Origin of the sequence: Phycicoccus endophyticus (assembly GCF_011326735.1) — a bacterium.
Taxonomy (GTDB): domain Bacteria; phylum Actinomycetota; class Actinomycetes; order Actinomycetales; family Dermatophilaceae; genus Phycicoccus; species Phycicoccus endophyticus.
Genome location: NZ_JAANCN010000012.1, coordinates 53,928 through 72,510, shown reverse-complemented (window position 1 = coordinate 72,510; position 18,583 = coordinate 53,928). Strand labels below are relative to the sequence as shown.

General features: G+C 73.4%; 20 protein-coding genes. 8 read left to right on the top strand and 12 right to left on the bottom strand.

All coding sequences use genetic code 11. From position 1 onward, the window contains the following. The first annotated feature begins 19 nt into the window (after positions 1–19). From G8D98_RS12780 to G8D98_RS12770, 3 genes are read left to right on the top strand one after another with little or no spacing between them, the layout of a single operon-like run. Positions 20–3,886, top strand: a complete 3,867-nt coding sequence (locus tag G8D98_RS12780) for a multifunctional oxoglutarate decarboxylase/oxoglutarate dehydrogenase thiamine pyrophosphate-binding subunit/dihydrolipoyllysine-residue succinyltransferase subunit (protein WP_166103983.1) — start codon at positions 20–22, stop codon at positions 3,884–3,886. A gap of 27 nt (positions 3,887–3,913) precedes the next feature. After that, positions 3,914–4,090: a DUF6104 family protein gene (locus G8D98_RS12775; RefSeq protein WP_166103980.1), complete on the top strand. Its 177-nt coding sequence runs from the start codon at positions 3,914–3,916 to the stop codon at positions 4,088–4,090. 8 nt (positions 4,091–4,098) lie between these two features. Beyond that, positions 4,099–4,773, top strand: coding sequence for a GDSL-type esterase/lipase family protein (locus tag G8D98_RS12770; RefSeq protein WP_166104055.1), 675 nt, complete (start codon positions 4,099–4,101; stop codon positions 4,771–4,773). 18 nt (positions 4,774–4,791) lie between these two features. Here the strand turns inward: G8D98_RS12770 and G8D98_RS12765 are convergent, their stop codons facing one another. The 3 genes from G8D98_RS12765 to rfbB are packed head-to-tail and all read right to left on the bottom strand — an operon-like array spanning position 4,792 to position 7,678. Continuing rightward, positions 4,792–5,763: a zinc-binding dehydrogenase gene (locus G8D98_RS12765; RefSeq protein ID WP_166103977.1), complete on the bottom strand. Its 972-nt coding sequence runs from the start codon at positions 5,761–5,763 to the stop codon at positions 4,792–4,794. A gap of 50 nt (positions 5,764–5,813) precedes the next feature. Continuing rightward, positions 5,814–6,671 carry a dTDP-4-dehydrorhamnose reductase gene (gene rfbD, locus G8D98_RS12760; RefSeq protein ID WP_166103974.1) on the bottom strand — a complete coding sequence of 286 codons (858 nt, stop codon included), beginning with the start codon at positions 6,669–6,671 and terminating at the stop codon, positions 5,814–5,816. Continuing rightward, positions 6,671–7,678, bottom strand: a complete 1,008-nt coding sequence (rfbB, locus tag G8D98_RS12755; RefSeq protein ID WP_166103971.1) for a dTDP-glucose 4,6-dehydratase — start codon at positions 7,676–7,678, stop codon at positions 6,671–6,673. Before rfbB ends, rfbD begins: the two co-directional genes overlap by 1 nt. Before the next feature lie 64 nt (positions 7,679–7,742). On the opposite strand from rfbB, the gene rfbA reads away from it, so the two are divergent. Both rfbA and rfbC read left to right on the top strand, forming a co-directional pair. After that, complete coding sequence (gene rfbA / locus G8D98_RS12750) at positions 7,743–8,621, top strand: glucose-1-phosphate thymidylyltransferase RfbA (RefSeq protein WP_166103968.1); 879 nt, start codon at positions 7,743–7,745, stop codon at positions 8,619–8,621. Then, on the top strand, positions 8,621–9,229 hold the full coding sequence (gene rfbC / locus G8D98_RS12745; protein ID WP_166103965.1) for a dTDP-4-dehydrorhamnose 3,5-epimerase: 609 nt from the start codon (positions 8,621–8,623) through the stop codon (positions 9,227–9,229). The genes rfbA and rfbC overlap by 1 nt, the downstream gene beginning before the upstream one ends. 282 nt (positions 9,230–9,511) lie before the next feature. Here rfbC and G8D98_RS12740 read toward each other — a convergent pair whose 3' ends face one another. After that, on the bottom strand, positions 9,512–10,702 hold the full coding sequence (locus G8D98_RS12740; RefSeq protein ID WP_166103961.1) for an NAD(P)-dependent malic enzyme: 1,191 nt from the start codon (positions 10,700–10,702) through the stop codon (positions 9,512–9,514). Positions 10,703–10,897: 195 nt separating this feature from the next. Between G8D98_RS12740 and G8D98_RS12735 the strand changes: the two genes are divergently transcribed. Together G8D98_RS12735 and sodN are read left to right on the top strand one after the other, a co-directional pair. After that, positions 10,898–11,230 (top strand): S24 family peptidase, encoded by a 333-nt coding sequence (locus G8D98_RS12735; protein WP_205859780.1) that lies wholly within the window; start codon positions 10,898–10,900, stop codon positions 11,228–11,230. A 41-nt stretch (positions 11,231–11,271) separates the two neighbouring features. Next, positions 11,272–11,667: a superoxide dismutase, Ni gene (sodN, locus tag G8D98_RS12730; protein WP_166103957.1), complete on the top strand. Its 396-nt coding sequence runs from the start codon at positions 11,272–11,274 to the stop codon at positions 11,665–11,667. A gap of 113 nt (positions 11,668–11,780) precedes the next feature. On the opposite strand, the gene manA is transcribed toward sodN, so the two are convergent. Genes manA through G8D98_RS12710 form a run of 4 tightly spaced genes read right to left on the bottom strand, consistent with a single transcriptional unit; the run spans position 11,781 to position 15,716 of the window. Then, entirely contained in the window at positions 11,781–12,935 is a 1,155-nt protein-coding gene (manA, locus tag G8D98_RS12725; RefSeq protein WP_166103954.1) for a mannose-6-phosphate isomerase, class I, read from the bottom strand. Positions 12,936–12,971: 36 nt separating this feature from the next. Continuing rightward, complete coding sequence (locus tag G8D98_RS12720; protein ID WP_166103951.1) at positions 12,972–14,291, bottom strand: HD-GYP domain-containing protein; 1,320 nt, start codon at positions 14,289–14,291, stop codon at positions 12,972–12,974. Beyond that, on the bottom strand, positions 14,288–15,553 hold the full coding sequence (locus G8D98_RS12715; protein WP_166103948.1) for an HD-GYP domain-containing protein: 1,266 nt from the start codon (positions 15,551–15,553) through the stop codon (positions 14,288–14,290). Before G8D98_RS12715 ends, G8D98_RS12720 begins: the two co-directional genes overlap by 4 nt. A 22-nt stretch (positions 15,554–15,575) precedes the next feature. Beyond that, a complete protein-coding gene (locus G8D98_RS12710; RefSeq protein WP_166103945.1) occupies positions 15,576–15,716 on the bottom strand; it encodes a hypothetical protein in 141 nt (46 codons plus the stop codon). 165 nt (positions 15,717–15,881) lie between these two features. Between G8D98_RS12710 and G8D98_RS15700 the strand changes: the two genes are divergently transcribed. Then, entirely contained in the window at positions 15,882–15,956 is a 75-nt protein-coding gene (locus tag G8D98_RS15700; protein ID WP_373868496.1) for a 50S ribosomal protein bL37, read from the top strand. A gap of 73 nt (positions 15,957–16,029) precedes the next feature. Here G8D98_RS15700 and rsrA read toward each other — a convergent pair whose 3' ends face one another. From rsrA to G8D98_RS12690, 4 genes are all read right to left on the bottom strand, one after another. Then, positions 16,030–16,299 (bottom strand): mycothiol system anti-sigma-R factor, encoded by a 270-nt coding sequence (rsrA, locus tag G8D98_RS12705; protein ID WP_166103942.1) that lies wholly within the window; start codon positions 16,297–16,299, stop codon positions 16,030–16,032. Next, positions 16,299–16,931: a sigma-70 family RNA polymerase sigma factor gene (locus G8D98_RS12700; protein ID WP_166103940.1), complete on the bottom strand. Its 633-nt coding sequence runs from the start codon at positions 16,929–16,931 to the stop codon at positions 16,299–16,301. Before G8D98_RS12700 ends, rsrA begins: the two co-directional genes overlap by 1 nt. A 131-nt stretch (positions 16,932–17,062) precedes the next feature. After that, complete coding sequence (locus tag G8D98_RS12695) at positions 17,063–17,677, bottom strand: alpha/beta hydrolase family protein (RefSeq protein ID WP_166103937.1); 615 nt, start codon at positions 17,675–17,677, stop codon at positions 17,063–17,065. After that, complete coding sequence (locus G8D98_RS12690; RefSeq protein ID WP_166103934.1) at positions 17,674–18,513, bottom strand: SOS response-associated peptidase; 840 nt, start codon at positions 18,511–18,513, stop codon at positions 17,674–17,676. The genes G8D98_RS12695 and G8D98_RS12690 overlap by 4 nt, the downstream gene beginning before the upstream one ends. Positions 18,514–18,583 lie beyond the last annotated feature (70 nt).

Genomic DNA, 18,583 nt, shown 5'->3' with positions numbered 1-18,583 from the left:
CGAAAGAGGCGCATAGCCCGTGGCCGAGCAGTCCCCGTCCAGCGACCCCCTGACCGCCTTCGGACCCAACGAGTGGCTGGTCGACGAGCTGTACGAGCAGTACACGCGGGACAAGAACAGCGTCGACAAGGCGTGGTGGAGCTTCTTCGCCGACTACGAGCCCGGCGACGCGGCCTGGGGCGGGCGGACCTCCGGTCGGGGCACCAACGGCAAGCCTGCGGGGACATCGGCGGCCCCCGAGAAGGGCAAGGCGGCCCCCGCGAAGACGGCGCCGGTCAAGGCCGAGGGCACCAAGGGCACCACGAGCGCCCCCGCGAGCACCGCGAAGGCCGGCGCGGCCCCCGAGCGGAAGGCGGCCCAGGCCCCGCAGGCGCGCAGCGCGCAGCCGGAGGCCAAGAAGGCCGACGCCCCGGCCGAGCAGAAGGCGCCCTCCCCCACCCCGCGCGAGCCGCAGGCCCCCAAGGAGTCCGGCCCGCTCGAGGAGTCCCAGCGCCAGCCGATCCGGGGTGCCAGCGCGCGCGTCGTGACGAACATGGAGGCCTCGCTCGAGGTCCCGACGGCGACCTCGGTGCGCGCCGTGCCGGCCAAGCTGCTCGTCGACAACCGGATCGTCATCAACAACCACCTCGCCCGCAGCCGCGGCGGCAAGGTGAGCTTCACCCACATCATCGGCTACGCCCTCGTCAAGGCCCTCGCCGAGATGCCCGAGATGAACAACGGCTTCACGCACGACGAGAAGGGCAAGCCGGTCCTCATCGCCCCGGCGCACGTCAACCTCGGCCTGGCCATCGACCTCGCCCGCCCCGACGGCAGCCGCCAGCTCGTCGTGCCGTCGATCAAGGCCGCCGAGACGATGGACTTCGCCCACTTCTGGACCGCCTACGAGGAGGTCGTCAAGAAGGCCCGGGCCGGCAAGCTCACCGTCGAGGACTTCCAGGGCACGACGATCTCGCTGACCAACCCCGGCACCATCGGCACCGTGCACTCCGTCCCCCGGCTCATGCAGGGCCAGGGCGCGATCATCGGCGTCGGCGCGATGGACTACCCCGCCGAGTGGCAGGGCGCGAGCGAGGAGACGCTCAACCGCAACGCCGTGAGCAAGATCCTCACCCTGACGAGCACCTACGACCACCGGATCATCCAGGGCGCCCAGTCCGGCGACTTCCTGCGTCTCGTCCACAACCTCCTCCTCGGCGAGCACGGCCTCTACGACGAGATCTTCGAGAGCCTGCGCATCCCCTACGAGCCGATCCGCTGGGTGCGCGACGTCTCGGCCACCCACGACGACGACATCAACAAGGTCGCCCGGGTCCAGGAGCTCATCCACGCCTACCGGGTGCGCGGGCACCTCATGGCCGACACCGACCCGCTGGAGTACAAGCAGCGCCGCCACCCCGACCTCGACATCACCAACCACGGCCTGACCCTGTGGGACCTCGACCGCGACTTCGCCACCGGCGGCTTCGGCGGCCGGCCGTTCCTGCGCCTGCGCAAGATCCTCGGCATCCTGCGCGACTCCTACTGCCGCACCGTCGGCGTCGAGTACATGCACATCCAGGACCCCGAGCAGCGGCGCTGGATCCAGGACAAGGTCGAGGTCGGCTACGCCAAGGCCACCCGTGAGGAGCAGCTGCGCATCGTGCGCCGGCTCAACGCGGCGGAGGCGTTCGAGACCTTCCTGCAGACCAAGTTCGTCGGCCAGAAGCGCTTCTCGCTCGAGGGCGGCGAGTCGGTCATCGCCCTCCTGGACCGGGTGCTCTCCCGGGCCGCCGAGGACCGGCTCGACGAGGTCTGCATCGGGATGCCGCACCGCGGCCGGCTCAACGTGCTCGCGAACATCGCCGGCAAGTCCTACGGCCAGATCTTCCGCGAGTTCGAGGGCCGCCAGGACCCCAAGTCCGTCCAGGGCTCCGGCGACGTCAAGTACCACCTCGGCACCGAGGGCGAGTTCACCGCCGAGTCCGGAGAGACCACGAAGGTCTACCTGGCCGCCAACCCCAGCCACCTCGAGGCGGTCAACCCGGTCCTCGAGGGCATCGTGCGGGCCAAGCAGGACCGGCTCAACCTCGCCGGCGAGGACTTCACCGTCCTGCCGGTCCTCCTCCACGGGGACGCGGCGTTCGCCGGCCAGGGCGTCGTCGCCGAGACCCTCAACCTCAGCCAGCTGCGCGGCTACCGCACCGGCGGCACGGTGCACGTCGTCATCAACAACCAGGTCGGCTTCACGACCTCGCCGAGCAGCTCGCGCTCCTCGACGTACTCCACCGACGTCGCCCGGATGATCCAGGCGCCGATCTTCCACGTCAACGGCGACGACCCCGAGGCCTGCGTGCGGGTCGCCGAGCTCGCCTACGAGTTCCGCAAGGAGTTCCACAAGGACGTCGTCATCGACCTCGTGTGCTACCGCCGCCGGGGCCACAACGAGGGCGACGACCCGTCCATGACCCAGCCGCTGATGTACAACCTCATCGAGGCCAAGCGCAGCGTCCGCAAGCTCTACACCGAGGCCCTCATCGGCCGCGGCGACATCACCGTCGAGGACGCCGAGGCCGCGCTGCGCGACTACCAGCAGCAGCTGGAGCGGGTCTTCGTCGAGACCAAGGAGGCCCTGAAGTCGGCCGAGCGCGACGCCGAGTCCGGCCGTCCGGCCGACGCCGGCTCCGGGCTCGAGCCGCCGGCTGCCCAGGCGCCCTACGCCGACCGGACGAGCCACTCGGCCACCGACACGGCGATCAGCCTCGAGACGATGCACCACATCGGCGACGCCTTCAGCTCGCCGCCTCCCGGCTTCACCGTCCACCCCAAGCTGCGCCAGATGCTCGACAAGCGCACCAAGAGCACCCGCGAGGGCGGCATCGACTGGGGCACCGGGGAGCTGCTCGCGTTCGGCTCGCTGCTCATGGAGAACACGCCCGTGCGCCTGTGTGGCCAGGACACCCGACGCGGCACGTTCGTCTCGCGGCACGCGGTGCTCATCGACAAGGAGAACGCCTCGGAGTGGACCCCGCTGCTCTACCTGGGCAACCAGGCGCGGTTCTGGGTCTACGACTCGCTGCTGTCGGAGTTCGCGGCGATGGGCTTCGAGTACGGGTACTCCGTCGAGCGCCCCGACGCCCTCGTGCTCTGGGAGGCGCAGTTCGGCGACTTCTTCAACGGCGCCCAGACCGTCATCGACGAGTTCATCTCCAGCGGCGAGCAGAAGTGGGGCCAGCGCTCCTCGGTCGTCCTCCTCCTCCCCCACGGCTACGAGGGGCAGGGGCCGGACCACTCCAGCGGCCGGATCGAGCGCTTCCTCACGATGTGCGCCGAGGGCAACATGACCGTCTCCTACCCCTCGACCCCCGCGTCGTACTTCCACCTGCTGCGCCGGCAGGCCTACGCCCGCCCGCGCAAGCCGCTCATCGTCTTCACCCCGAAGTCGATGCTGCGGATGAAGGCGGCCGCGAGCAGCGTCGAGGACTTCACGAGCGGCACCTTCCGCCCGGTCCTGCCCGACCGGGAGGGCGCCACCGAGGGCCGGGTGACGCGCGTGCTGCTCGCCGCCGGCAAGGCGGTCTACGACCTCGAGGCCGAGCGCGAGCGCCGCGGTGACACCGCGACGGCCGTGCTGCGGCTCGAGCAGTACTACCCGGTGCCCGGCGCCGAGCTCGCCGCGGCGCTCGCGGACTACCCCGAGGCCGAGGTCGTCGTCGTCCAGGACGAGCCGGAGAACATGGGTGCCTGGCCCTTCCTCGCGCTCAACCTGCCCGAGGCCCTCGCGGCCCACGGCGAGGAGCGTCCGATCCGGGTGGTCTCCCGCCCGCGCTCGGCCTCCCCCGCGGCCGGCTCGACCAAGCAGCACCAGGCCGAGCAGGCCGACCTCGTCGCCCGCGCCTTCGACAGGTGAGGTTCACCCGCCGGTAGGCTTCCCGCCGTGTACTTCACCGACCGCGGCATCGAGGAGCTCCAGGCGCGGCGGGGCGAGGAGGAGGTCAGCCTCGACTGGCTCGCCGAGCAGCTGAGGACGTTCGTCGACCTCCACCCGGAGTTCGAGGTGCCCGTGGAGCGGCTGGCCACCTGGCTGGCCCGACTGGACGACGAGGACGAGTGAGCGAGGTCATGTCCGACGCGCACGACGGGGCCGAGGGGTCGGCCCCCATCGAGTTCCGCCCGAGCGCGCAGGCCGCCGTCGTGCCCGAGGGGCCGCGCGACCTCGCCCTGGTCTTCCTCGGGGCCTCGCTCGTCGCCGGGGTCGGTGACCCCAAGGGCCAGGGCTGGGTCACCCGGGTCGTCGGGCGCACCCAGCACCCCGACGTCACCCTCAACCCCTACAACCTCGGGGTCCGCGGCGACACCTCCGCCGACCTGCTCGAACGCTGGGTCACCGAGGTGCCGCGCCGCTGGGTCGGGCGCACCGAGCGGCGGCTCGTGGTCTCCGTCGGCACGAGCGACATCCTGCGCGGCATCACTCTCGCGCGCCACCGGCTCAACCTGGCCAACCTGCTCGACGACGCCGCGAGCACCGGCGTCGGGACGTTCGTCGTCAGCCCTCCCCCCTCGGACGACGCGGAGCTCAACGAGCGCCTCGAGGTGCTCGTCGAGGCCCAGGCCGACGTCTGCTCGCGGCGGGGCGTGCCGTTCGTCGACTGCTACGGGCCGCTGCTCGGCCACGACCAGTGGCGCACCGACCTGGCGGCCTCGAGCATCCCGCACCACCCCGGCCAGGCCGGGTACGGCCTGATCGCCTGGCTCGTCCTGCACAACGGCTGGAGCGAGTGGCTCCAGCTCGGCTGAGCGGGCCGGGGGCCGCGCTCACCCGACGGTGAAGACGACCTTGCCGGCCACCGCGCCCTCGACCATCCGGGCGAACCCGTCGCGGGCCTCGGCGAGCGGCCGGACCGAGTCCACGAGCGGCTCGATGCCCGCCCCGACGACGAACCGGGCGAGCCGCTCCAGCTCCTCCCGGGTCCCCATCGTCGACCCGGCCACCCGCAGCTGCTTGAAGAAGATCTTCGTCAGCTCGGCCTTGGGTGGGGCGTCGCCGGAGGTGGCACCGGAGATGACGACCGTGCCGCCCGGGCGCAGGCTGTTGATGCTGTGCGACCACGTCGCGGCACCGACGGTCTCCATGACGGCGTCGACCCGCTCGGGGAGGCGCGCGCCGGACTCGAACGCCCGGTCGGCACCGAGCGCGCGGGCCTGCTCGCCCTTGGCCGCGTCCCGGCTGGTCACCCACATCCGGATGCCCGCGGCCGAGCCGAGCTGGACGAGCGCGGTGGCCACTCCTCCTGCGGCGCCCTGGACGAGCACGGTCGAGCCGGGGTGCACGCCGGCGTTGGTGAAGAGCATCCGGTAGGCGGTCAGCCACGCGGTGGGCAGGCAGGCGGCGTGCTCCCAGGACAGCTGCTCGGGCTTGGGCACGAGGTTGTGCCGCGGCACGACGACCGTCTCGGCCAGGGTGCCGTCGTAGCGCTCGGAGAGCAGGGTCCGCCGGGGGTCGAGGGTCTCGTCGCCGACCCAGCCCGGCGAGGGCACGACCGCGTGGACGATGACCTCCTCACCGTCCTCGGTGGTGCCCGCGCCGTCGCAGCCGAGGACCATCGGCAACCGGTCGGCCGGCAGGCCCACGCCCCTCAGCGACCACACGTCGTGGTGGTTGAGCGCCGCGGTGCGCAGCCGGACGGCGGCCCAGCCCTCCGGCACCTCGGGCTCGGGCCGCTCCCCGACCTCGAGGCCGCTCAGCGGGTCGTCGGCGGACTGGGAGGTGGCGGTGACGGCGAGCATGTCCCGACCCTAGCGACCTCGGCGCCGTCCACCGCGCCCCCGACACCGACCTACCGGGCGAGTTCGGGGAAGAGCGTGGGCGCGGCGCGGTGCAGGGCGTCCCGCCAGTGCGGCAGCGGCTCGAGCCCGTGTGCCGCCCACATGTCGTGCGCCAGGACGCTGTACGCGGGCCGCGGCGCCGGCAGCCGGTAGGCGTCGGTCGAGACGGGCGTCACGCGTGACGGGTCGAGCCCGAGCTCTTCGAGCACCGCCCGGGCGAGCCCGTGCCACGAGGTCTCGCCGCCGTTCGTCCCATGCCAGGTGCCGAACGGCGCCCCCGCTTCGACGACGCGCGCGATGCCCTCGGCGAGGTCGACGGTCCACGTCGGCTGCCCCACCTGGTCGGCGACGAAGCTGAACGTGTCCCTCTCGCGGGCCAGCCGGGCCACGGTCGAGGGGATGTTCTTCCCGTGCGCGCCGTAGAGCCACGCGGTGCGCACGACCCAGGTGCGCGGGCACTCCGCGCGCACCGCCCACTCCCCCGCCGCCTTGGTGCGCCCGTACGCCGAGGAGGGAGCCACAGGCGAGTCGGCCGGCCACGGGGACGACCCGTCGCCGGCGACGACGTAGTCCGTGGAGAGCTGCACCAACGCCCCGCCCGCGGCGGCGACCGCACGCGCGAGGTTAGCCGCCCCGACGGCGTTGACGGCGAAGGCCCGTGGCTCGTCGGCCTCGGCGGCGTCGACCGCGGTGTACGCCGCGCAGTTGACGACGACGTCCCCCTCGACCCACCGCGCGCAGGAGGCGGGGTCGAGGATGTCGATGTCGGGCAGGTCAGCGCCGACCACGTCGTGGCCGCGGGCCCGCAGGACCTCGACGAGGTCGGTTCCGAGCATGCCGTCGGCACCGACGACCAGCCACTGCGCCATCAGCGGCTCAGCACCTGCTGCGAGCGGGCGTACCTCGCCTCGGTGGCCTCCTTGACCGGGCGCCACCAGGCCTCGTTCTCGCGGTACCACTCGATCGTCGCGGCGAGCCCGTCGCGGAACGTCTCATACCGGGGCCGCCAGCCGAGCTCGGAGCGCAGCTTGCCGGCCTCGATGGCGTAGCGGCGGTCGTGCCCTGCCCGGTCGGTGACGCGGTCGTAGTCGTCGGGGTCGCGACCCATCAGCTCGAGCACCATGCGCACGACGTCGCGGTTGTTCACCTCGCCGTCGGCACCGACGAGGTACGTCTCGCCGACCCGGCCGCGCTCGACGATGGTCCACACGGCGTCGTTGTGGTCGTCGACGTGGATCCAGTCGCGCACGTTGAGCCCGTCGCCGTAGAGCTTCGGGCGGAGCCCGTCGATGACGTTCGTGATCTGCCGCGGGATGAACTTCTCGACGTGCTGGCGCGGACCGTAGCTATTCGAACAGTTCGAGATCGTCGCCCGCAGCCCGAACGAGCGCACCCATGCGCGCACGAGGTGGTCCGAGCCCGCCTTGCTCGCCGAGTACGGCGACGACGGGGCGTACGGTGTGGCTTCGGTGAACCTCGTCGGGTCATCGAGCTCGAGGTCGCCGTAGACCTCGTCGGTCGACACGTGGTGGTAGCGGACGTCGTGCCGCCGCGCCGCCTCGAGGAGGGTGAACGTGCCGACGAGGTTGGTGCGGACGAACGGGCTCGGGTCCTCGAGCGAGTTGTCGTTGTGGGACTCGGCGGCGAAGTGGACCACGAGGTCGGACCCGGCGACGAGCGGCGCGACGACCGAGGCATCGGCGACGTCGCCCTCGACGAACCGCACCCGGTCGGCCACCTCCGCGAGGTTGGCCCTCGACCCGGCGTACGTCAGCGCGTCGAGCACGGTGACCTCGGTATCCGGGCGGGTCGCGAGCGTGCAGCGCACGAAGTTGCTGCCGATGAAGCCGGCGCCGCCAGTGACGAGGACTCGCATACCTCCCAGGCTACCGGGCAGCCACGGTCGTACCCGGCGCCCGCGCTCGGTAGGGTCGCGTGCCATGAAGGGGATCGTCCTCGCCGGAGGCTCGGGAACCCGGCTGCATCCGATCACCCTCGGCATCTCCAAGCAGCTCATGCCGGTCTACGACAAGCCGATGGTCTACTACCCGCTCTCGACGCTCATGATGGCCGGAATTCGCGAGATCCTCGTCATCACCACCCCGGAGGATGCCGACCAGTTCCACCGGCTCCTCGGCGACGGGTCGCGGTGGGGCATCGAGCTGACCTACGCCGTGCAGCCGCGGCCGGAGGGCCTCGCCCAGGCGTTCCTCATCGGCGCCGACTTCATCGGCGGCGACTCCGTCGCGCTCGTCCTCGGCGACAACATCTTCCACGGCCCGGGCCTCGGCACCGCGCTGCGCACCCTCACCGACGTCCGCGGCGGCCACATCTTCGCCTACCACGTGAGCAACCCAACCGCCTACGGCGTCGTCGAGTTCGCCGACGACGGACGGGTGCTCTCGATCGAGGAGAAGCCCTCGCGACCCAGGAGCAACTTCGCCGTCCCGGGCCTGTACTTCTACGACAACGACGTCGTCGGCATCGCCCGCGGCCTTACGCCGAGCACCCGCGGCGAACTGGAGATCACCGCCGTCAACGATGCCTACCTGCAGCGCGGTGACCTCACGGTCACGGTCCTGCCCCGGGGCACCGCGTGGCTCGACACCGGCACCTTCGACGGGTTGATGGACGCCAGCCAGTACGTGCACGTCGTCGAGGCCCGGCAGGGCTACAAGGTCGGCTGTGTCGAGGAGGTCGCGTGGCGGGCCGGATGGGTCGGTGACGACGAGTTCCGTTCCCTCGGGGACGCCCTGGCCAAGTCCGGCTACGGTGACTACCTGCACACCTGCCTCGCCCGCGGACGAGGTGATCGCTGATGGAGGTCACGCCGCTCGCCATCGAGGGCGCCTACGTCGTCACCCCGCGCCAGCACCGCGACGACCGCGGCGTCTTCCTGGAGTCCTTCCGGGGCGACCTGCTGGCCAAGCACCTCGGCTACCGGCCCGACGTCGTGCAGACGAACGTCTCGGTGTCCTCGCGCGGCACCGTCCGCGGGATCCATCTCACCGACGTCCCCCCGGGCCAGGCGAAGTATGTCACCTGCCTCGCCGGCTCGCTGCTCGACGTCGTCGTCGACCTGCGCACCGGCTCACCGACCTTCGGGCAGTGGGACTCCGTGCTGCTCGACACCACCGAGCGCCAGGCCGTGTACCTCGCCGAGGGCCTCGGGCACGCCTTCTGCGCCCTCGAGGACAACACGACCGCCCTGTACCTGTGCACCGCGGCCTACTCCCCCTCGGCCGAGCGCGGCATCACGCCGCTGGACCCAGACGTGGGCATCGACTGGCCGCTCGGGGCCACCCCGCTGCTGTCGCCCAAGGACGCCGACGCGCCGACGCTCGCCGAGGCCCTCAAGGCCGGCCGGCTGCCCACGTGGGACGCCTGCCGCGCGTACGGCGCGCAGCTCGCTCAGCGCGGGAACTGAGCCCCCCCCCCCCCAGCGGACGGTGGTCCGCGCCGCCGCGTCGACCTGGCGCGCCATTCGGGCGAACGCGTCGTCGTCCCGACCCGCCGGGTCCTCGACCTCGGTGACACACGCCGGCGCCGCGCCGTCCGCTATCAGCACCTCCGTCAGCGCCCGGCCGGGCGCCGGCGACACCGTCGGCGAGCAGGGCCGGAGCGTACGGGGACCGGGAGATGTTGCCCGTACACACCGTGAGCAGGCGGACGGGCTCGCGGCCCTCGTCATGGCGACCGTCTGCCTAGCTCACCGGACGGGGTCGGTTCGGTGCAAGGCGACGGGCGCGAGGGTCCGCACGGCCTCGGCGACCGCGTCGGCCACACCCTCCTGGAAGACCGAGGGCACGATCCGCTCCGGGCTCGGCGCGTCGACCGCCTCGGCGATCGCCCGCGCCGCCGCCAGCTTCATCGCCTCGGTGATCCGGGTGGCGCCCGCGTCGAGCGCGCCCCGGAAGATGCCGGGGAAGGCCAGGACGTTGTTGATCTGGTTGGGGAAGTCCGAGCGCCCGGTCGCGACGACCGCGGCGTGCCGCCGGGCGACCTCGGGGTGCACCTCGGGCGTCGGGTTGGCCAGGGCGAAGACGATGCCCTCGGGCGCCATCGTCGCGACCTGCTCCTCGGGCACCGTGCCACCGGAGACCCCGACGTAGCAGTCCGCGCCGAGCAGTGCGGTGGCGAGCGGCCCGGTGAGCCCCCGCGGGTTGGTCGAGACCGCGAGCCGGCGCTTGTGCTCCCCGAGGTCCTGGCGCGAGGGGTGGATGATGCCGCGGGAGTCGCAGACGACGACGTCGCGGACCCCGGCGCGCTGGAGCAGGCGGGTCACCGCGACGCCGGCCGCACCGGCACCGGCGACGACGACCCGCAGGTCCTCGAGCCGCCGGCCGAGGACCTGGACGGCGTTGAGCAGGCCCGCGAGGACGACGATGGCCGTGCCGTGCTGGTCGTCGTGGAAGACGGGGATGTCGAGCCGCTCGACGAGCCGCTCCTCGATCTCGAAGCAGCGCGGTGCGGAGATGTCCTCGAGGTTGATCCCGCCGTAGGAGGGCGCCACCCGCGCGACCGCCTCGACGAGCTCGTCGACCGACCCGGTCTCCATGACGAGCGGGACGGCGTCCACCCCGGCGAAGTGCTTGAAGAGGACGGCCTTGCCCTCCATGACCGGCAGCGCCCCGAGCGGGCCGATGTCCCCGAGCCCGAGCACGGCGCTGCCGTCGCTGACCACGGCCACGGTGTTGCCGCGGGCGGTGTAGCGCATCGCCAGCGTCGGGTCCGCGGCGACCGCCAGCGAGACCTCGGCCACCCCCGGCGTGTAGAGCAGCGCCAGGTCCTCGCGGCCGCGCAGCGGCTGGGTCGCGTGCACGCCCAGCTTGCCGCCCTCGTGCGCGCGGAAGACGGCACTGTCCGGCTCGAACGGTGGGGGGACGGGGAACGCTGACACGTCGGCTCCTCGGGGACGGACGACAGACCCGCCACGGGCGGGCACGGGTGCGGGGGGGGTGCGGCGCCAAGGAACGGGTGCGTCCGGGTCGGCGCGGGCGGGGGTGTCCGCCGAGGGGCCCTCATCATGGCACAGCCACCGGCGCCTGCCGACGGCTGCGGATGTGACGCCCGTCGCGCCTGGCAGGATCCAACCGTGCGCCTCCGCCCCGTCCTGCCCGCCCTCGTGCGGGTCCGCGGCCGCTCGATGCTCCCGACCTACCGGGAGGGCGACGTGCTCCTCGTCCTGCGCGGCGCCCGTCCCCGGCCGGGACGGGCACACGTCGTCCACCTCCCCCCGGACCGGTGGGGCCGGCCGCGGCCGCTGTCGGTGAAGCGGCTCACCGGTACTGACCCGGACGACCCGCACCGGTGGTGGGTGGACAGCGACAACCCGGCCGAGGGGGTCACCTCCTTCGACGTCGGCACCCTCGCCGAGGAGGACATCGCGGGGGTGGTCGCCGGGTTGGTCTGGCGGTCGCTGGGGTAGGTTGATCGAGACCGCACGTCCCCGGGAAGAAGGAGCGACACATGCTGTCCCTGTTCCGTATCACCGACGTCTCGGCCCACTGCGACCTCCCCTGCGGCGTCTACGACCCCGCCCAGGCACGCATCGAGGCCGAGTCGGTGAAGATGATCTGCCAGAAGGTCGCCGACAACGACGACCCCGACTTCCGTGTCCGCGCGACGATCATCAAGGAGCAGCGCTCCGAGCTCGTCAAGCACCACCTGTGGGTGCTGTGGACCGACTACTTCAAGCCGCCGCACTTCGAGAAGTACCCGCAGCTGCACACCCTCTTCAACGAGGCGACCAAGCTCGCGGGTGCCTCCGGCACCAAGGGCGAGTTCGACGAGGCCACGGCCGACGAGCTGCTGGCCAAGATCGAGGAGATCTCGACGATCTTCTGGGAGACCAAGCAGGGCTGAGCCCCGCTCCCTCTCCGCGGCGTCCGGTGGCCGCTCCCCGCTCGGGGGGCGGCCACCGCGCTGTCGCCGCCCCGCCGCGCGTCCGGTGACCGACGCGGGCCCGGCCGGGCGCTCTACAGGCCCGGCACCGTCACGAGGTAGACCTCGCCGGCCCCTTCGAGCACGACGTCGCCCTCCCCGGCGGGCAGGAAGACCGACTCGACGTCGCCCAGGGTCACCTGCCCGGTGGCCGAGGTGAGGCCGACGCGGCCGCGCAGGCAGAACACCAGGCGGGGGCCCGTGGTGCCGGGCAGCTGCCGCCCCGGGGCGACCCGGTGCAGCAGGAAGCAGTCGGTCGCGCTGGGGAAGACCTCGACACCGGGCTCGAGCTCGACCCCGCGGCCGACGACGGCGCCCGCGGTGGGGTCGACGATCCGCAGCAGCTCCTCGACGTTGACCTCCTTGGAGGTCAACCCGGCGCGCACGACGTTGTCGGAGTTGGCGAGCACCTCGAGCCCGAGGCCGTGGACGTAGGAGTGCAGGACCCCGGCGGCGACGTCGACGTACTCACCCGGCCGGAGCACCCGGTGGTGCATGAGCAGCAGGACGACCAGGCCGATGTCGTCGGGATGGGTCTCGGCGACCTCGACGACGGCGGCCGCGGCCTCCCCCACCTCGTCGGCGTCCTCGGCGAGCCGGACGCAGGCCGCGACGACCTGGCGTACCAGGCCCGGCACCTGCGCCGGGGGCGTCTCGAGGACCGCCCGCAGCAGCGCGTGCTCGGGGTCCTCGGCCCCACGCGCCGCGTCGAGCGCGCGGTCGACGCCCGCGACCCCGAGACGGGCGGCGATGCCGGCGACCTCCTGCACGGTGCGCATCCCGACGAACACCTCGAAGCGGGTGATCGCGAGGAGCAGCTCGGGCTTGGCGGAGTCGTCGACGTAGACCGCATCGCCGGTCAGGGCCCGCAGCCGGGCTGCCTGCTCGGCCGTCGGGTGCGCCTGGATCGAGATCGCCCGCCCCGGCGCGAGCACCTTGAGCAGGAAGGGCAGGCGGGAGCCGTGCCGGGCGACGCAGGCCGCACCGAGCTCGCGCTCGGGGTCCTCGGCGACGACCCGGGCCAGGTCCGGGTGCCCCGGGCGGCTGGTCCCGGCCGGGCCGCTCTCGTGCGCCCCCATCCACAGCTCCGACTCCGGCAGCGCCGTGGGGATGGCGCGCCCCTGCAGGCTCGCGATGGCGACGTAGGAGCCCCACGCGTCGTTGAAGACGACGGGTCGCAGGCGGTCCACGCAGGTCCTCGGGGTCGGGGGTCGGGCGATGTGACTCTAGCCCGGCACCGGCTGCTCCTCCACGCGTCCCACGCGAACGTCCTCGAGGACCTTCGCCAGCGCGTCGACGACCTCGGGGTCGTACTCGTAGCCGAGCCCGAGATGGATGCGCTCCATCGCGGCCTCCACCCGAACGGGATCCATCGAGCCACCGGTGATGTCGTCGAACGCGTTCGTGCACTTGATGATCCGGCTGGCCATCGGCACGTCCTCACCGAGCTCGCGCACCATCCGGTACGGCGTGGTCTGGCCCTCGACGTACCGCGCGACGTCGTCGAGAATCTCCGCACGCCGGATGATCCGGCCCCCCTCGGCGGCGATGTCCCGCTGGTCGGCGGGCGCCGCGAGCACCGTGGCGCCGTCCGGGATGGGGTCCAGCAGGGAGATCTGGCCGAGGTCGTGCAGGAGCGCCGCGTACTCGAGGTCGCGCAGCTGGCGTTCGCCGAGACCCATGACGCGGCCGATGCGCACCGAGAGCTGGGCGACCCGCTCGGCGTGGTGCTCGGGGGTGTAGCCCCCGTGCTCGGTGAGGTGGGCCAGGGTCGCGATGAGCTCCCGGTTGGTCGCCCGGTTGCGGGCGTACTGGTGCACGGCCGCGTACGCCGTGGCCAGCGGCACGAGCGCCACCGGCAGCGAGAGCAGGCCGAGGACCGGGGCCATGAGGGCGACCATCGGACCCGTGACGACGACGGCGGCCGTCAGCGGCGCGGCCTCGCCGACCTCGTCGCGCACGGCGGCCGACCACGGGCTTCTCTGGCGCTCGGCGCGCACTGCGGCGACGAGCACGAGCTCGACGAGCAGCCCGGTGACGGCCACGAGCATCATCTCGACCGCCACCGCCCCCCGGGAGAAGCCCGGGTCGGCCAGGGCCGCCCACAGGCTCGGCGACCCCCACCCGCGGGTCAGCTCCACCGCGACACCGACGCCGGTCAGGCGCGCCGCCAACGGTGACAGGCCGGCGGGCTGGTGGCGCGCGCGGCGCACGACGGCGGCGATGAGCAGCCCGGCGGCCACGACGACGACGACGAGGCCGGCGGGAGGGTCGAAGGTCGGCTCGCCGGCGACCGGGCCGAGGAAGACGGCGGCCATCGCCGAGGCCGAGGACAGCGGCGAGATCTCCCGGCCGCTGGGCATGCGCACCCGGACGAGCTCGCCGAGGACGACGAGGCCGACGACGACGGCGAGGGTCCGGCCGTGCCGGCCGACCAGGTCGGCGAGGTCCCCGATCTGGAGGAGACCGGGCACCAGCGCGGCGACCCCGAGGGCGAGCACCAGCGCGGCGACGAGCCGTGCCGGCCGTCGGAAGAGAGGGGTCATGTCGCGCGGCCCACCTCGGCGCCGCGGGCGAGCGCGTGGTCGAGGGCACGGACCAGGGCGGGGTCGTCGACCACGCGGGCCGCGAGGAGGTCACGCGCCTGGCTGGGGGCGTGGAGCGGGCCGTCGGGGGAGCCGACCTGCGTCAGCAGGTCGTAGGCGTCGGCGAGGCCGACGATCCGGGCGGGCAGGGAGGCCGCACCCTCACCGTCGACGTCCCCGTCGTCCCGGTGGCGGCGGATCGGCTCGAGCGCGCCGCGCAGGATGGTGAGGTCGCCGAGGAGCGTGGCGCCGCTGCGGGCGTACTCCCGGCAGCCCTCCGGGTCGAGCAGGTCGAGCCCCCGCACGAGGCGGGTGGGCAGGCTGGTCTGCCCGATGTCGTGGAGCATGCCCGCCATGCGGGTGTCCGCCACCTGCTGGGGGCCGAGCCCGAGGTGCTCGGCCATCCGCTCGCTCAGCTCGGCGACCCGGGCGCTGTGGCCCGCCAGGCGGGGGGCCTTGGCCTCGAGCGCCGAGACGAGCACCTCGAGCGCACGCTCCTGCCCGCGCAGCTCCTCGGCGTGCTGGCGGTAGGCCCACTGGGCGACGACGAGGGGTGCCAGGACGATGACCGCGGCCATCGGGCCGAGCCCCGCCGGGCTCCACAGGATGACCATGATGAACGCGATGACCCCGTAGCCGACGTACGCCAGGCCGGTGCCACGCAGGATGAGGAGGATCTGGTGGCGCATCGGGACGCCCTGCGCCACCCGGAGCACCCCCGCGAGGGTGACGAGGTTCACCGCCGCCTGGGTGATGTCGGCGACGAGCAGCGGCACGGCGAGACCGAGGAGGATGCCGCCCGCGTCGGTGAGCCGCGAGGCCTCGGCCGTTCCCCCGGCCCAGAGGAAGGCCAGGCCACCCACGGTCGCGTGCAGTGAGAACTGGGCGGAGTTGAAGGCGCGGTAGCGCGCCGGGAGCCGCCGGCCCTGGGAGAGCCCCAGGAGGGCGCCGACGACGCTCGCGCCCGCCGGCCCGAGCAGAGCCAGACCGGCGAGCAGCAGCACGCTGGAGAGCGAGACCCGGACCCGACCCTCCACGGCCGCCTCGGGCAGCACGACATGGAGGACGGACAGGACGAGGAAGACCGCGAGGGCCGCGAGATCGGGAACCCCGTCCCGGACGAAGGCGACGACGGCGAGCACGACCGCCAGGGTCGCGACGACCGCGATGTACGCGGCCGTCGCGACCCAGCGCGGGTCGTGCGTCGAGGTCCTCGACGTCACGGGTGACGCACGGAGGCCAGGGTCAGTTGCCCCAGCCCCAGCTGAACGAGGCCATGGTGCCGGCCTTGACGTCGACCGGCGCCGCCGATGCGGAGCTGGACACCCCGACGGTGGCCAGGGCGGCGAGCAGAGCGGCAGCGGCGAGAGTACGGATCGTGCGCATGATGTGTGTCCTTCCACGGTGGGTTTCACCCCGGCCCATGGCTCTCCGGGGCGGCCGGGGACGGGCAAATTCTCCCACGAGCGGGCATGTGCGACAATCACAGCGACCCCACGTGCCGCAGCGGCGGCGAAGGACCGTGGGCTGAGTCCCGACCGAGGAGCCACGATGAGCAAGCGCGCCCGCAAGCGTCGCTCGCGCAAGGGCAACAAGGCCAACCACGGCCGTCGCCCCAACGCCTGAGCGCACCCCCAGACGCCGACGGGCCCGGAGTGCACCTGCACTCCGGGCCCGTTCGCGTCCTACCGGTGGCGCCTCAGCGCTCGCGCTCCACCCGTACCGTCGTCAGCCGCTGGACGACCTGCATCCGCAGCGCCGCCGGGGCCCGCTCCTCGGTGCACGAGCGGCGGACGACCTCCTTGACGGCGGCGTCGAGGTCGTGCTCGGCCAGGCACGGCCGGCAGTCGGCGAGGTGGCTGGCCACCCGAGCGACGTCCTCGGGGCTCATCTCGCCGTCGAGGTACTCGTAGATGTGGGTGAGGACCTCGGAACAGTCGCTGTGACCTTCGTGCTCGCTGTGCCCCATCACGCCTCCTCCGCCCCGACGAGGCCGCGCTCGCGGGCGTAGCCGGTGAGCAGCGCGCGCAGCTGCCGCCGCCCACGGTGCAGCCGGGACATCACCGTGCCGATCGGGGTACCCATGATCTCGGCGATCTCCTTGTAGGCGAAGCCCTCGACGTCAGCGAGGTAGACCGCCATCCGGAAGTCCTCCGGCAGCTCGCGCAGGGCCCGGGTCACCTCCGTGTCGGGCAGGTGCTCCAGGGCCTGCGCCTCGGCCGACTTCAGGCCCGCCGAGGTGTGCGACTCGGCCCGCGCCAGCTGGTAGTCCTCGACGTCCGAGGCGTCCGACTGCTGGGGCTCGCGCTGCTTCTTGCGGTAGCTGTTGATGTAGGTGTTCGTGAGGATGCGGTACATCCAGGCCTTGAGGTTGGTCCCCGGCTTGTACTGGTGGAAGGCGGCGTACGCCTTGGCGTAGGTCTCCTGCAGGAGGTCCTCGGCATCGGCCGGGTTGCGCGTCGTGCGCATCGCCGCGGCGTACAGCTGGTCGAGCAGGGGCAGGGCCTCGCGCTCGAAGCGCGCCTGGCGCTGCGCGGTGGTCTCGGTGGCGAGGTCGACCTCGGTGGGGGTCTCCTCGAGCGGCGTCTGGGGGGTGCTCATCACCTCCCAGCCTATCCGGGCCCGTGGAGGGGTCGAGGTGTCGAGGACGAACACGGCACGCGCCTTCGGTCGGGGACGGATGACGGTCGAGGGAACGCTGCGCCGGGCGCGGGCATTCCGCGCCCGGCGCCTCAGGGCACCGACGCCAGCGCCGCGAGCGCCGCCGCGGTGACCGCCGGAGCCGACCGCTCGAGGGCGTGCGGCCCGTCCACGGGCGTGAGACGGCACCCCGCCGGGAGGACCGCCGCGACCTCCTCCGGGGTCCCGAACGGGTCGCTGCGGCCCTGGACGACGTGGACCGGGACCCCGGCCGCGGAGGGTGCGGCCAGCTCGGCCGCACGGGTGCGCTCGGGGCGGCCGGGTGGATGCAGCGGGAAGGAGAGCGCGAGCACGGCCGCGGCACCGAGCCCGGCGGCCGTGCGGCAGGCCACCCGGGCCCCCGCGCTCCGGCCCCCGACGACGAGCGGGCCGTCCCGCGGGACGGTCCCCAGGACCGCCGTCCAGGCCCGGTCCAGGGAGGCCGGTCCGGGGCCCACCCGCTTCCCCGCGACCCGCCACGGCTGGTCGACAAGGACGACCCGCCAGCCGGCCCGGACGGCGCCGTCCCGCACCGCGGTGACGTCGGTCGTCCACCGCAGGCCGCCCGCGCCGTGCCCGAGGACGAGGGTCCCCCGGGCGGCCCCCACCGGCTCGCTCGTCGTGGCCCGGGCGTCCCCGAGGCTCGTCGGGACGAGCACCTCGCTCACCCGGCACCCCCGAGCACCTCGCCCGTCATCGGGTCGACGACCCCCTCGAGCTCCTCGACCGGCGTCGGCTCCAGCAGCTGGGGCCCGTTGGCCCGGCTGCTGCCGACGGAGCGCGAGACGGGGTGGGCGACGAAGCGGCCCGGCGGCCGGGGCGAGAGCAGGTCGGCGACCGTCTCGGCACCTGCCTCCGGGTCCAGCCAGCGCTCCCACTCCCCCGCCTCGAGGACGACCGGCTGCCGCTCGTGGATCCGGTCCAGGCCCGGCTCGGCCGCACCCGTGAGCACCGTGAAGGTCGCCAGCCACGCCATGGGGTCGCCCGGGTCCTCGACCGCCGGGTCGCGCCACAGCTCGTAGAGCCCGGCGAGGGCGACGCTCGAGCCGTCGGCCCGGCTGGTGAAGAAGGGCTGCTTGCGTGGGCGGCCGGAGGAGTCGACGGCGCTCGGCGACGCCTGCCACTCGTACCACCCCCGGGCGGGGACGAGGCAGCGCCGGGCAGCGAGCGCGCGGGCGAAGGCGGGGCGGTCGGCGACGCTCTCGACGCGCGCGTTGATCATCCGCACCCCGCCCTTAGTGTCCTTCGACCAGCTCGGGACGAGTCCCCACGTCAGCAGCCGCAGCTGTCGACGCGGGGGGGCCGTGCGGTCCTCACGAGGGGACCGGGCGAGGACCACCGGCGCCTGCTTCGTCGGCGCCATGTTGTAGTCGGGCCGCCCCGGCGGCGGGTCCTGGGGGCTCGCGAGCACGCTGCGGCCCGGTTCGGCCGTCCGGTCCTGCTCGACCTCGAACTCGAGCACGAGCTCGTCCGGGGTCGCCGTCGCCGCGTAGCGCCCACACATGTGCCTCAGGCTACGCAGCGTCCCCCCGACCAACTACCGTAGGCGGCGAGGTCCTGACCGGCAGCGACCC